Consider the following 12,589-nt stretch of genomic DNA (forward strand, 5'->3'; position numbering starts at 1 on the left):
TCGGCAGCGGCTACATGGGCCGGCAGGTCACAGGCTCAGGATCCGCAGCAACTGCCCGAGGCCAGTTCCTTGAGGATCGGGCAGTCCGGGCGGTGGTCGCCCTGGCAGTGCTCCACCAGGTCCTGCAAGGTGTCGCGCAGCCCTGCCAGCTCGCGGATCTTCTGGTTCAACTCGTCGATATGCTGGCGGGCCAGGGCCTTCACATCGGCGCTGGCCCGCTGCCGGTCCTGCCACAGGGTCAGCAGCTTGCCCACCTCTTCCAGGGAAAACCCCAGGTCCCGGGAGCGCTTGATGAAGGCCAGGCTGTGCAGGTCGTCATCGCCATACAGGCGATAGCCGCTGTCACTGCGATGGGCGGGCTTGAGCAGGCCGATGGACTCATAGTAACGGATCATCTTGGCGCTCAGGCCGCTCTTTCGGGCTGCTTGGCCGATGTTCATTCGGCGTTCTCCAGGTCTTTGGGTTTCCAGGTTTTCAACAGTAGCGCATTGCTGACCACGCTGACGCTGGACAGCGCCATGGCCGCCCCGGCGAGCACCGGGTTGAGCAGGCCGAAGGCCGCCAGCGGGATGCCGATCAGGTTGTAGACGAAGGCCCAGAACAGGTTCTGGCGAATCTTCGCGTAGGTCTTGCGGCTGATTTCCAGGGCCGCCGGGATCAACCGTGGATCGCCGCGCATCAGGGTGATGCCGGCCGCATGCATGGCCACGTCGGTGCCGCCGCCCATGGCGATGCCGATGTCCGCCGCCGCGAGGGCCGGGGCGTCGTTGATACCATCCCCGACCATGGCCACCACGCCGGTCTTTTTCAGCTCGGCCACCGTGGCCGCCTTGTCCGCCGGCAGCACTTCGGCGTGCACGTCGGTGATGCCCAGGGCGTCGGCCACCACCTTGGCGCTGCCGCGGTTGTCGCCGGTCAGCAAATGGCTGCTGATATGCCGTGCATTGAGTTGCTGCACCGCCTGCAGCGCGCCGGGCTTGAGGGTGTCGCCAAAGGCGAACAGGCCCAGCACCCGGGATTGCGGGCTCTGCTCGATCAGCCAGGACAGGGTCCGGCCTTCGTGTTCCCAGTTCCTGGCCGCCTGGGCCAGATCGCCGGGGTTGAGGCCGCTTTCTTCCAGCAGGCGGCGGTTGCCCAGGGCCAGTTGGCGGCCCTCCAGGGTGCCGGCGATGCCTCGCCCGGTGAGGGACTGGCTGGCGCTGACGTCAGCCACCGGCAGTTGGCGTTCCTGGCACAGGTCCAGCACGGCCTTGGCCAGAGGGTGCTCACTGCCGCGCTGCAGGGCACCGGCCAGTTGCAGCACGCTGTTTTCATCGCCTTCCACCGCCTGCATATGGGCGATGCGCGGGGTGCCGGAGGTCAGGGTGCCGGTCTTGTCGAAAACCACCGAACTGACTTCGTGGGCCCGCTCCAGGGCTTCGGCATCCTTGATCAGGATGCCGTGGCGGGCCGCCACGCCGGTGCCGGCCATGATCGCCGTGGGCGTGGCCAGCCCCAGGGCGCAAGGGCAGGCGATCACCAGCACCGCCACGGCGTTGATCACCGCGGTTTCCAGCGGTGCGCCGTACAGCCACCAGCCCACCAGCGTGATCAGCGCCAGTACCAGGACAGTGGGCACGAACACCTGGCTGACTTTATCCACCAGTTTCTGGATCGGTGCCTTGCCGGCCTGGGCGTCTTCCACCAGGCGAATGATCCGCGCCAGCACGGTTTCCGCCCCCAGGGCCAGGGTGCGCACCAGCAGCCGGCCTTCGCCGTTGATGGCGCCACCGGTGACCTTGTCGCCGGGTTGCTTGGGCACGGGCAGGCTCTCGCCGCTGATCAGCGCTTCATCGGCATGGCTCTGGCCTTCGATGACTTCGCCGTCCACCGGAAAGCGCTCGCCGGGTTTGACCAGCACCAGGTCACCCAGGCGCAAGGCGCTGATCGCGACTTCCTGTTCGCGGCCGTCGATGACCTGGATCGCCCGTTCCGGACGCAGGGCTTCCAGGGCGCGGATGGCACTGGCGGTCTGGCGCTTGGCGCGGCTTTCCAGGTATTTGCCCAGCAGCACCAGGGCGATTACCACCGCCGAGGCCTCGAAGTACAGGTGCGGCATGCTGCCCGCGGCGGCGGTGGCCCATTCGTACAGGCTCAGGCCATAGCCGGCGCTGGTGCCCAGGGCCACCAGCAGGTCCATGTTGCCGCTGCCGGCGCGCACGGCCTTCCAGGCCGCGACATAAAAGCGTGCACCGAAGATGAACTGCACCGGGGTGGCCAGGGCGAACTGGGCCCAGGCCGGAAGCATCCAGTGCAGGCCGAACGGCTGCACCAGCATCGGCAGCACCAGGGGCAGGGCCAGGAGGATGGCCAGCACCAGGCTCCAGCGCTCGCGTCGCAGGTTCTGCTGTTGCTCGTCGCCCTGTTTCTGCTCGGCCTGCCACAGGCTGGCGGAGTAGCCGGCCTGGGTCACGGCATTGACCAGCAGCGCCGGGTCGACCTGGCCCAGCAGTTCGACATGGGCACGCTCGGTGGCCAGGTTGACGCTGGCGCTGCGGACGCCGGGGAGTTTGTTCAAGGCGCGTTCGACTCGCCCGGCGCAGGTGGCGCAGGTCATGCCGCCGATGCTCAGTTCGACGGCTTGCACCGGCACGCTGTAGCCGGCGTTTTCCACGGCTTCCAGCAGGGCCGGCAGGCTGTCTTGCGGTGCTTCGACCCGAGCCTGTTCCGTGGCCAGGTTGACGCTGACCGTGCGAATGCCGGCGACCTTGCCCAGGGCACGCTCTACGCGCCCGGCGCAACTGGCGCAGGTCATGCCGGCAATCGGCAGGTCGAAAGTGGTTGATTCAGGCATGGCGACGCTCCCTGTGAATGTTGCCTACAGGATCAACCTTGCCACGCAGGCAAGGTCAAGGGGGCATTGCACGGGTGCTTCATTTTGTCCCAGGGGCTGCTCGCAGTGCGCGAACAGCAGGCCCCGGGAGCTCGGCAGGGGGCGGGGTGTCAGTATTCCAGGGCGGCGGGCTTGAGGTACATGCCCGAGGCGTTCATGGCGATGCGGAACTTCAGCACATCGCCAGCCCGCAGGCTGATGTCCTGGGAACTCGGGGCAAGCAGCCCGGCATTGCAGCCCGGGGCCTGGCCTGGCAGCAGTTTCAGGCGCAGAGAAACCTTGCCCGGCGGCAGGTTGAACGAGGCGCTCTGTTCCTGGAACAGCCGACCGGCGAGCTGGTCCTGGATGTACAGGCCGATCTCGCAGGACGTGGCGACTTCCAGCCGCTCCCTGGAAATGATCAGCACGCCGTAGTCCTCTCCGGCGGCCAGCGCCGATGGGGTTGCCGCGAACAGGCCCAGGAGGCCGACGAGGCTGAAAGTTGACCAGCGCATGGCTGAATCTCCCGCTGTTATGTCGTAAGACGTGCAGCTTGGCCGAGCGCGCCGCCGATTTCCAGCCCGGCAGATCAATCCGGAACTTGACCTTGCCACGGTGGCAAGGACAAGACTTGCTCCAACCCAATACAGGAGAAGCGCAATGCAAGTATTCAACGTTCAAGGCATGTCCTGCGGTCACTGTGTGCGTGCCATCACCCAGGCGCTGCAAAGCAAGGACCCGGCGGCCACCGTGCGGGTGGATCTGGCGGCCAAGGAAGTCGGAGTCGAGAGCCGCCTGTCCAGCGATGAGGTGATCAGCCTGATCAGCGAGGAAGGCTACGCGGTCAAGGTTGCCTGAGCCTTTTTATATAGTTAGCGACCTATCGGAATGTTCAAGGCGTCCAAGCGCGGCTAGACTGTGCGACCGCTGACCAACGCTCGTTTGGATGCCATGAACCTCCGCACAATCCTGATTCTCGGCGCTCTGAGCGCTTTCGGCCCGCTGGCCATCGACTTCTACCTGCCGGCCTTCCCCTCGATGGCCCTGGCTTTCGGCACCGATGAAAAACACGTTCAGCTGACCCTGGCCGCCTACTTCCTCGGCCTGTCCATCGGCCAGTTGGCCTATGGCCCGGTGGCCGATCGTTTTGGCCGGCGCCTGCCGCTGCTGGCGGGGGTGGGCCTGTTCACGCTGGCCTCCCTGGCCTGCGCCTATGCGCCGAACCTGGAATGGCTGATCGGCGCACGCTTTGTCCAGGCCCTGGGCGGATGCGCCGGGATGGTGATTTCCCGGGCCGTGGTCAGCGACAAGTGCGATGCGGTGGGTTCGGCCAAGGTCTTCTCCCAACTGATGCTGGTGATGGGCCTGGCCCCGATTCTGGCGCCAATGCTGGGCGGCCTGCTGGTCAACCTCTACGGCTGGCAGTCGATCTTCATCATGCTCACGGTGTTCAGTGCACTGTCCGGGCTGGCAGTGGCCCTGGGCCTGCCGGAAAGCATGCCGGCCACCCGCCCGCGCCTGCCTCTGTCCGGGGCGCTGCGCCAATATGGCCTGCTGCTGTCGGACCGGGTATTTCTCGGCCACGCCTTGACCGGCGGGATCGCCATTGCCGGGATGTTTTCCTACATTGCCGGTTCGCCCTTTGTCTTCATCAAACTCTACGGCGTGCCAGCGGAGCACTTCGGCTGGTTCTTCGGGATCAATGCCGGGGGCTTCATCCTGGTGGCGCAGATCAATGCGCGCCTGCTGGCCAAGCGTGGCCCGGCGTTCCTGCTGGCGCGCACCGTGTGGATCTACCTGGCAGCGGGCCTGACCCTGCTCGGCGTCAGTGCCTTGCACACCAGTGCGCTCTGGCCGCTGCTGCTGCCGCTGTTCGTGTGTATCGCCAGCCTGGGCTGCATCATTCCCAATGCCGCAGCCTGCGCCATGAATGGTCAGGGCGCACGGGCCGGCAGCGCCTCGGCGATGCTCGGTTGCCTGCAATTCAGCGTGGCTGCAGGGGCGGCGTACCTGGTGGGTGTGCTGCATGACGGCAGCGCCATGCCGATGGCCATGGTCATCAGCCTGTGCGGTGTGCTGGCGGTGAGCATGGCGGTCATGACCCGGCGCTTGCAGAATGCCCGGGCGCTGAAGGCTGCCGAGCTCTGAGTCAGCCGGTGGCGCGCTGGCTCTGGGGAATCGGGTGGGGGGCTTGCAGGCGGCTTTGCAGGGTCTGGGTGAAGGCCCGGGCTTCGGCCTCGCTGCGGAACGTCACCACATGCTGGTCGAGCCGCACCTGCCATTGAGAGCCCTGGGGGTGTGCCAATTCTTTTATCAGGATCTTCATTGCTGACCTCCTAACGGTAAAAGACTGCGCTGCAAGGGCCCCCAGTGTAGACCCGAATACGGTCACAAATATGACCGGAATCAACTCTCGGACTGACGGCAGCCAGCACCTTTTACCGGTGCCGGCTGCCGTTCGTTAACGCCTCAGAAACCTTCGAGGACGATCTTGCCGCGAGCCTTGCCGCTCTCCAGCAGGGCGTGGGCGCGGCGCAGGTTGGCTGCGTTGATCTGGCCGAAGTGCTCACCCACCGTGGTCTTCAAGGTGCCGGCGTCAATCAGTTCGGCGACCCGGTTGAGCAGCACGTGCTGCTCTTGCATGTCGGCGGTTTCGAACAGCGAACGGGTGTACATGAACTCCCAGTGCAACGACAGGCTCTTGCGCTTGAGCTTGGTCACGTCGAGGCTTTTCGGATCGTCGATCAGCGCCAGCTTGCCCTGGGGTGCCAGGGCTTCCACCAGTTGGTCGAGGTGGGCATCGGTCTGGGTCAGGCTGGCGACGTGGGTCACCTGGCCTGCGCCAATGCGCTGGAGTTCGGCGCTCAGTGGCTGGCTGTGGTCCACCACCGCATGGGCGCCCAGCTCGCGGACCCAGGCCTGGGTCTGTTCGCGGGAGGCACTGCCGATCACCTTGAGGCCGGTGAGCTGACGGGCCAGTTGGGTGAGGATCGAACCGACCCCGCCGGCAGCGCCGACGATCAGCAGGCTCTGGCCTTTGTCAGCCGGCTCCTGGCTGATCTGTAGGCGTTCGAACAGCAGCTCCCAGGCGGTGATCGCGGTCAGCGGTAGGGCGGCGGCCGCGGCGAAGTCCAGGCTCTTGGGCATGTGGCCGACGATCCGTTCATCCACAGTGTGCAGCTCACTGTTACCGCCGGCCCGGGCGATGGAGCCGGCGTAGAACACCCGGTCACCGACCTTGAACAGGCTGACGTCGCTGCCCACGGCCTTGACCACCCCGGCCACGTCCCAGCCCAGCACCTTGGCCGCGCCACCTTCGGGCTGGACGTTCTGGCGCACCTTGGTGTCCACCGGGTTGACCGAGATGGCCCTGACTTCCACCAGCAGATCGCGAGGGCCGGCCACGGGCTCGGGCAGCTCGATGTCTTGCAGGGACTTGGGATCGTCGATGGGCAGGGAAGCGTAATAGGCGATGGCTTTCATGTTGAGTTCCTGATGATGAGTAGGGAAAAAAGGCTCAGACAATCAACTGCAGGCGCTTGAGCTCGAAGTGCTCGATCGCCTCGCGGGTCTGATGGAGGAAATGCCGGAAGTGCGCGGTGTTGTTGTGAAACTCAAGGGCTGCTTCATCGTCCCAGCGCTCCAGCACGTAGAAGGTGCCCGGTTGCTCGGCATCCTGGTGCAGCTCGTAGTACTGGCAACCGCTTTCCTCGCGGCTGGGCGAGACCAGGGCGCTGAGCTCGCGCTTGAGAACGTCTTGCTGCTGGGGCTTGGCGATCAGGGTGGCAATCGCGGTGAAGGCTTGGGACATGTGGGCTTCCTCAGGTGCTAGGCGATGGGAGGGATGATTGGCTATTTCTCCCGAGGATAAAACCGGCTAAAAGAGCAGGCTCTTTCAATATTTTTTTGATAATCCAGGAAAGCCTCATGCTGCGATTCGATGACCTGCAGTTGTTCGTGCGTGCCGCAGACCTGGGCAGCCTGTCGGCGGCGGCCCGGGTCATGGACCTTTCGCCTGCGGTGGCCAGTGCTGCCCTCAAGCGCATCGAGGAACACCTGGGCGCACGGCTGCTGGCCCGTTCCACCCGCAGCCTGCGGCTCACCGCGGAGGGCGAGGGCTTTCTCGAATACGCCCGGGCGGCCTTGAGCAACCTGGATGAAGGCCGGCGCCTGCTGGCCAGCGGTCAGGATCAGGTCAGTGGCGTGTTGCAGCTTTCTGCCCCTTCGGATTTTGGCCGCAATCTGCTGTTGCCCTGGCTCGACGAGTTCCAGCGTGAACATCCCAAGCTCAGCGTGCGCTTGCTGCTGGGGGACCGGATTGCCGACCTGTTCCGCCAGCCGGTGGACATTGCCCTGCGTTACGGCGAACCGGAGGACTCCAGCCTGGTGGCGCTGCCAGTGGCTCCGGACAACCGCCGGGTGCTGTGCGCCGCCCCCAGTTATCTGGCCCGCTACGGCGAGCCGCGCCAGCTGGAGCAACTGGCCCAGCACAACTGCCTGTTGTACATGCTCGACAGCCGGGCTCATGACCTCTGGAGCTTTCATGACGGCAAGCGCGAGGTGAGCCTCACCGTCAGTGGTGACCGCCTGAGCGACGACGCCGATGTGGTGCGGCGCTGGGCCGTGGCCGGTGAGGGGATTGCCTACAAGTCCTGGCTGGATGTGGCCGCCGATGTGCTGGCCGGCCGCCTGCAGATACTGCTGCCGGAACTGCGCTGCGAAGGCGCGTCGCTGAACCTGCTGTGCACCCACCGGGCGCACCTGAGCAAACCGGTGAAACTACTGCGTGACCTGCTCCAGGAGCGTTGCGCGCAGATCAGCGCGCAACGCCCGCGATAGGAGCCGGCTTGCCGGCGAGCCTGGGCACCGTGCCCTCGGCGTCGCTGGTGGACGCGAACAGGTCGCCCTCGGCAATCAGCCCCGGCCTCGATCCCGCACACTCGGGCGGTCAAGCATTCAACCGGGGGAACGGGCATGGGCATACAGGAATACAGCGCCGCAGAGCGCCTGGAACGGCTACCCATCAGCGGCTATCACCGGGTGATCTTCATCATCATCGCCCTGGCGTTTTTCTTCGACTCCATGGACCTGGCGATGATGACTTTCCTCCTCGGCTCGATCAAAACCGAGTTTGGCCTGAGTTCGGCCCAGGCCGGCCTGCTGGCCAGCTCCAGTTTCTTCGGCATGGTGCTGGGCGCCTCGCTGTCGGGCATGCTTGCCGACCGCTATGGGCGCAAGCCGGTGTTCCAGTGGAGCATCGTGCTCTGGGGCGTGGCCAGTTACCTGTGTTCCACCGCCCAGAGCGTGGACAGCCTGACCCTGTTCCGGGTGTTGTTGGGGATCGGCATGGGCATGGAGTTTCCCATCGCCCAGTCGATGCTCTCGGAGATGATTCCGGCCCAGCGTCGCGGGCGCTACATCGCCCTGATGGATGGCTTCTGGCCCCTGGGTTTCGTCGCCGCCGGGGTGCTCTCGTATTTCCTCCTGCCGCTGATCGGCTGGCGTGACATCTTCCTGGTGCTGGCAGTACCGGCGGTGTTCGTGCTGGTGATCCGCTTCTTCATTCCCGAGTCACCGCGCTGGCTGGAACAGGCCGGGCGCCACGCCGATGCGGATCGGGTGCTGTGTGGCATCGAAGACAAGGTGCGCGCTTCCCTGGGCACGGCGCAATTGCCGGAGCCGCTGCACCTGCCGCGTATCGACAGTGCGCCGGGGCACTTTTTCTCGGCACTGAAGCAGATCTGGTCGCCGCTCTATCGCCAGCGCACGATGATGATCTGGAGCCTGTGGTTCTTCGCCCTGCTGGGCTTCTACGGCCTGACGTCCTGGCTCAGCGCCTTGCTCCAGCAGTCCGGTTTTGCGGTGACCCAGTCGGTGTACTACACGGTGCTGATTTCCCTGGGCGGGATTCCCGGGTTCCTCATGGCGGCCTGGCTGGTGGAGCGCTGGGGGCGCAAGCCGGTGTGCATCGTGACCTTGCTCGGCGGCGGGGTCATGGCCTTCTTCTACGGGCAGAGTGCGGTCTTTGGCGGCAACGTCAGCCTGCTGATCGGCACCGGGCTGCTGATGCAGTTTTTCCTGTTCGGCATGTGGGCGGTGCTCTACACCTATACCCCCGAGTTGTACCCGACATCGGCCCGGGCCACGGGCTCGGGGTTCGCTTCGGCGGTGGGGCGCATCGGTTCGCTGTTGGGGCCGCTGGTGACCGGGCTGGTGTTTCCGTTGACCGGGCAGGGCGGCGTATTCGCCCTGGGGGCGGCGTGCTTCGTGATTGCCGCGGGGGTGGTCTGGCTGTTCGGGATGGAAACCCGGGGCAAGACCCTGGAGGAGTTGAGCGAGGCGGGGAGCTGATAGAGACGGGGGGACCTGTTCGCCGGCCAGCCGGCTCCTACAGGTTCGTGTAGGAGCCGGCTGGCCGGCGAAGGCCGTTACGGCTTGACCAGCCGTGCATCCAGGCTGTTCTGCGCCAGGCGCCGGGCCTGGTCCTGGGTCATGCCCAGGTCGGTGTGCAGGGCGTGGAAGTTCTCGGTGACGTAGCCGCCGAAGTAGGCCGGGTCATCGGAGTTGACCGTGACCTTCACCCCGCGCTCCAGCATTTGCAGGATGTTGTGCTGGGACATGTGGCCGAACACGCAGAGCTTGGTGTTGGACAGCGGGCACACAGTCAGCGGGATCTGCTCGTCGATGATCCGCTGCATCAGCCGCTCGTCTTCGAAGGCACGTACACCGTGGTCGATGCGCTGGATCTTCAACAGGTCCAGGGCTTCCCAGATGTACTCCGGCGGGCCTTCTTCACCGGCGTGGGCGACGGTCAGGAAGCCTTCGCTGCGCGCGCGGTCGAATACCCGCTGGAACTTGCTCGGCGGGTGGCCCATTTCCGAACTGTCCAGGCCCACGGCGACGAATGCATCGCGAAACGGCAGCGCCTGGTCGAGGGTCTTCTGCGCCTCTTCTTCGCTCAAGTGGCGCAGGAAACTGAGGATCAGGCCGCTGGTGATGCCCAGTTGCTGCTCGCCATCTTTGAGTGCGCTGGCGATGCCGTTGAGCACCACTTCGAACGGCACGCCACGGTCGGTGTGGGTCTGCGGGTCGAAGAAGGGTTCGGTGTGGATCACGTTCTGTTCTTTGCAGCGCAGCAGGTAGGCCCAGGTCAGGTCGTAGAAGTCCTGGGAGGTGCGCAGCACGTCGGCGCCCTGGTAGTACAGGTCGAGGAATTCCTGCAGGTTGTTGAAGGCGTAGGCCTTGCGCAGGGTCTCGACGTCGCTCCAGGGCAGGGCGATCTTGTTGCGTTCGGCCAGGGCGAACAGCAGTTCCGGTTCCAGGGAACCTTCCAGGTGCAGGTGCAACTCGGCCTTGGGCAAGGCGTTCAGCCAGTCATACATGGTGTCGTCTCATCAGGTGCAGGCGGACGCTGCGAGAGTGATGCGCTGCCGGGGCCGTGCCCTTCTGTGGGGAACTGGCTGTGGCTTGCGGCTTTCGCCAGGTTTTCACCGGGCCCGAAAAAGCCGCCATTCTACATCTGGCGGCGCAAATGTTCGGCAAAACCTGACCGGGGGGGCGGTCAGGCCTGCTCCAGCTCCCGGCGGTAGGCGTAGGTATCGGCAAAGCGCGACAGCAGGAATTGGGCGCAGGTGGTCACCGGGTACTTGGCCGGGTGCTCCGCGTCCTGGCAGCCGGGCAGGCATTCGATGCGGGTGTCCGGGTGCGGTTCGGCGAAGAACGGCATCGAGTAGCGGTCCACCCCCAGCGGGCTGATGACCCGGTGCGGGGTCGACAGGTAACGGTCGTTGCTCCAGCGCGCCATCATGTCGCCGAGGTTGACCACGAAGGTGCCGTCGATGGGCGGGGCGTCGATCCACTGGCCCTTGACGTTGCGCACCTGCAAGCCGCCAGCGGCGTCCTGGTAGAGCAGGGTGATGCAGCCGTAGTCGGTGTGGGCGCCGGCGCCTTGCTGCTCTGCGCTGCTGGCGGTGTGGCGCGGCGGATAGTGGATCATCCGCAGCACGCTCACCGGGTCCTGGAAGCGGCGGTCGAAGAAGTCGCGTTCGATGCCCAGGGCCAGGGTCATGGCCCGCAGCAGGGTCTGGGCCAGGGCCTGCATGTCCTGGTAGTGCTGCTCCATCAGGGCTTGCCAGCCGGGCAGGTCAGGGTGGCGGTTGGGCCCGCGCAGGGGTTTTTCCGCCAGCACGTCCGGGTGCTCGGCCGGCAGGTGAAGGCCCATGTCGAAGGTTTCCTTGAGGTCGCTGGGCTTGCTTGGGTCCAGCTGCTCGGTGGCGATGGCGCCGTAGCCGCGATGGTGACGGCTCTGGGTGATATCGATCTTGAGTTTTTCAACACTGGGCAGGGCGAAGAAGTGCTTGGCCGTGCTCAGCAATTGCTCGATGCGTTGTGCGCTGATCGGGTGACCCTTGATGTAGAAGAAGCCCCATTCGCGACAGGCGCGGTCGATCTGCTTGGCGACACTGTCCCAGCCTTGCTGCTCATCCTGATACAGCGGGCTGATATCGATGATCGGCAGTTGATTCATGAAAGTGCTCCCATCCTGTTGGCGGTCCGTCGTCGCTGGCGGATGCTCCGACAGCGACGGCCAGATTATTTGGGGATGTCCGCCTTCAGGCCTTCGACGTAGTAGTTCATCGAGGCCAGTTCGGCATTGCTGGCGCTGACCCCCGCGGCGATTTTTTCGACCCCGGCCTGGTCCTTGATCGGGCCGGTGAACGGGTTGAACTCGCCGCTCTTGATGCTGGCGATGATCTGTTCGGCCTCGGTTTTCACCGGGGCCGGCAGCAGGTCGCTGAGGGGCAGTTCAACCGTACCCTCTTTCAGCCCACCCCAGTAGTCCTGGGGTTTCCAACTGTGGTCCATCACCCCCTGGGTGGCCTGGATGTAGTGCGGGCCCCAGTTGTTGACGATGGAGGTCAGCACCGCCTTGGGGCCGAAGTGGGCCATGTCCGAGGCATAGCCCACCGCGTACACGCCACGCCGCTGCGCGGCCTGGATCGGCGCCGGGCTGTCGGTGTGCTGGAAGATCACGTCGGCACCCTGGTCGATCAGGGCATTGGCGGCGTCGGCTTCCTTGCCCGGATCGAACCAGGAATTGACCCACACCACCTTGATCTCGGTGCCCGGGTTGTATTTGTTCAAGGCCAGCTGGATGGCGTTGATGTCGCGGATCACCTCCGGAATGGGGAAGGAGGCGACGTAGCCGATCTTCTTGCTCTTGGTCATCTTCGCCGCGAGGAAACCACCCACATAGCGGCCCTCGTAGGTGCGCGCCAGGTAGGTGCCGAGGTTCTTGTCCTGCTTGTAGCCGGTGGCGTGTTCGAAGGTCACCTTGGGGAACTGCCTGGCAACCTTCAGCGTGGGGTTCATGTAGCCGAAGGAGGTGGTGAAGATCAGGTCGTAGTTGTCCTTGGCCATGTTGCGGATCACCCGCTCGGCGTCGGCGCCTTCGGCTACGTTCTCCACGTAGTTGGTCTTGATCTGGTCGCCGAATTTTTCCACCAGGGCCTTGCGCCCCTGTTCATGCTGATAGGTCCAGCCGTGATCGCCTATGGGGCCGATGTAGACGAAACCGACCTTCAGCGGATCGGCGGCGCTGGCGGTAAGGCTGGCACTCAGGCCGATGGCGGCGGCCAGGGTGCAGAGCAACTTGTGCAACGGGCGTGTATGCATGAATGGGAGCTCCATCTTGTTGTGGGGGGCTGGGGCGGCAAGCACTGGAGGGCAATGCAAATA

Annotated in this window: 13 protein-coding genes; 4 read left to right on the plus strand and 9 right to left on the minus strand. The window is 65.1% G+C overall.

Annotated elements, in window-relative coordinates:
- Positions 1–35 precede the first annotated feature (35 nt).
- The 3 genes from cueR to F6S12_RS18995 form a co-directional block, all read right to left on the minus strand.
- Positions 36–440 (minus strand): Cu(I)-responsive transcriptional regulator, encoded by a 405-nt coding sequence (cueR, locus tag F6S12_RS18985; RefSeq protein WP_011059078.1) that lies wholly within the window; start codon positions 438–440, stop codon positions 36–38.
- On the minus strand, positions 437–2,833 hold the full coding sequence (locus tag F6S12_RS18990) for a heavy metal translocating P-type ATPase (RefSeq protein WP_194237376.1): 2,397 nt from the start codon (positions 2,831–2,833) through the stop codon (positions 437–439). Before F6S12_RS18990 ends, cueR begins: the two co-directional genes overlap by 4 nt.
- A 149-nt stretch (positions 2,834–2,982) precedes the next feature.
- Positions 2,983–3,366 carry a hypothetical protein gene (locus tag F6S12_RS18995; protein ID WP_011059080.1) on the minus strand — a complete coding sequence of 128 codons (384 nt, stop codon included), beginning with the start codon at positions 3,364–3,366 and terminating at the stop codon, positions 2,983–2,985.
- Between the two features lie 145 nt (positions 3,367–3,511).
- Between F6S12_RS18995 and F6S12_RS19000 the strand changes: the two genes are divergently transcribed.
- Together F6S12_RS19000 and F6S12_RS19005 are read left to right on the plus strand one after the other, a co-directional pair.
- Positions 3,512–3,709, plus strand: a complete 198-nt coding sequence (locus F6S12_RS19000) for a heavy-metal-associated domain-containing protein (RefSeq protein WP_011059081.1) — start codon at positions 3,512–3,514, stop codon at positions 3,707–3,709.
- Between the two features lie 93 nt (positions 3,710–3,802).
- On the plus strand, positions 3,803–4,999 hold the full coding sequence (locus tag F6S12_RS19005; RefSeq protein WP_011059082.1) for a multidrug effflux MFS transporter: 1,197 nt from the start codon (positions 3,803–3,805) through the stop codon (positions 4,997–4,999).
- A 1-nt stretch (position 5,000) separates the two neighbouring features.
- Here the strand turns inward: F6S12_RS19005 and F6S12_RS19010 are convergent, their stop codons facing one another.
- The 3 genes from F6S12_RS19010 to F6S12_RS19020 all read right to left on the minus strand — a co-directional run bounded on the left by F6S12_RS19010 (position 5,001) and on the right by F6S12_RS19020 (position 6,662).
- The gene (locus F6S12_RS19010) at positions 5,001–5,177 is read right to left on the minus strand and encodes a hypothetical protein (RefSeq protein WP_015634024.1); all 177 of its coding nucleotides are present in this window, start codon (positions 5,175–5,177) and stop codon (positions 5,001–5,003) included.
- A 143-nt stretch (positions 5,178–5,320) separates the two neighbouring features.
- Positions 5,321–6,334: a zinc-binding alcohol dehydrogenase family protein gene (locus F6S12_RS19015; protein ID WP_011059084.1), complete on the minus strand. Its 1,014-nt coding sequence runs from the start codon at positions 6,332–6,334 to the stop codon at positions 5,321–5,323.
- Positions 6,335–6,368: 34 nt separating this feature from the next.
- Positions 6,369–6,662 (minus strand): putative quinol monooxygenase, encoded by a 294-nt coding sequence (locus F6S12_RS19020; RefSeq protein WP_015634025.1) that lies wholly within the window; start codon positions 6,660–6,662, stop codon positions 6,369–6,371.
- A gap of 116 nt (positions 6,663–6,778) precedes the next feature.
- Between F6S12_RS19020 and F6S12_RS19025 the strand changes: the two genes are divergently transcribed.
- Both F6S12_RS19025 and F6S12_RS19030 read left to right on the plus strand, forming a co-directional pair.
- Positions 6,779–7,690 (plus strand): LysR family transcriptional regulator, encoded by a 912-nt coding sequence (locus F6S12_RS19025; RefSeq protein WP_015634026.1) that lies wholly within the window; start codon positions 6,779–6,781, stop codon positions 7,688–7,690.
- Positions 7,691–7,825: 135 nt separating this feature from the next.
- Complete coding sequence (locus tag F6S12_RS19030) at positions 7,826–9,202, plus strand: MFS transporter (RefSeq protein ID WP_011059087.1); 1,377 nt, start codon at positions 7,826–7,828, stop codon at positions 9,200–9,202.
- Between the two features lie 77 nt (positions 9,203–9,279).
- On the opposite strand, the gene F6S12_RS19035 is transcribed toward F6S12_RS19030, so the two are convergent.
- The 3 genes from F6S12_RS19035 to F6S12_RS19045 all read right to left on the minus strand — a co-directional run bounded on the left by F6S12_RS19035 (position 9,280) and on the right by F6S12_RS19045 (position 12,526).
- On the minus strand, positions 9,280–10,233 hold the full coding sequence (locus F6S12_RS19035; protein WP_315869207.1) for an adenosine deaminase: 954 nt from the start codon (positions 10,231–10,233) through the stop codon (positions 9,280–9,282).
- A 179-nt stretch (positions 10,234–10,412) separates the two neighbouring features.
- Entirely contained in the window at positions 10,413–11,378 is a 966-nt protein-coding gene (locus F6S12_RS19040) for a 2-oxoglutarate and iron-dependent oxygenase domain-containing protein (RefSeq protein WP_065364936.1), read from the minus strand.
- Positions 11,379–11,443: 65 nt separating this feature from the next.
- Positions 11,444–12,526, minus strand: a complete 1,083-nt coding sequence (locus tag F6S12_RS19045) for a BMP family ABC transporter substrate-binding protein (RefSeq protein ID WP_315869208.1) — start codon at positions 12,524–12,526, stop codon at positions 11,444–11,446.
- Positions 12,527–12,589 lie beyond the last annotated feature (63 nt).

Source organism: Pseudomonas sp. JV245A, from assembly GCF_032424515.1.
GTDB lineage: Bacteria > Pseudomonadota > Gammaproteobacteria > Pseudomonadales > Pseudomonadaceae > Aquipseudomonas > Aquipseudomonas protegens.